Annotated in this window: 2 pseudogenes; both read right to left on the bottom strand. The window is 70.1% G+C overall.

Annotated elements, in window-relative coordinates:
• A pseudogene (locus ELR45_RS39395) lies at positions 1-229 on the bottom strand (hypothetical protein); the annotation flags it as partial.
• Between the two features lie 26 nt (positions 230-255).
• Positions 256-395, bottom strand: a pseudogene (locus ELR45_RS43030) (glycine cleavage system protein T); the annotation flags it as partial.

Below are 395 nucleotides of genomic sequence, written 5' to 3'. Positions count from 1 at the left end.
CGGGGAGGTGCGGCACGGCCGCGAACCCTCGCTCGGCGAGCTTCTCCACCAGCGCGACGGTCGCCTCGACGCCCCGGCGTGGCGTCGCGGTGACGGTGACCGTCGTGCCGGCGGGGAGCGGGTCAGTCAGCGACAGCGTGTCTCGCAGCGGCAGGATCTCGAACCGGGGCGCGTCGAGCAGCAGCAGTCGTTCCTGCCGGTACCGGCTGCCCGGAATCTGGGGCTTCATGGTGGCTCCCGATTCTCATGCCCGCGTCAGGACCGGGGGGTCCGCTTGGTCGGATCGATGAACGGTTTCTCGACGACCACCCCGGCCTGTGGCCCGGTGGGCGTTTCGATGACGACGTTGGTGCCGAGGTGGGTGTACTCGATGGCGAGCATCGCCAGCCCGATGT

The organism is Phytoactinopolyspora endophytica, from assembly GCF_004138495.1.
Lineage (GTDB): Bacteria > Actinomycetota > Actinomycetes > Jiangellales > Jiangellaceae > Phytoactinopolyspora > Phytoactinopolyspora endophytica.
The sequence above is the reverse complement of the archived record's forward strand: the minus strand, read 5'-3'. Positions and strand labels throughout refer to the sequence as shown.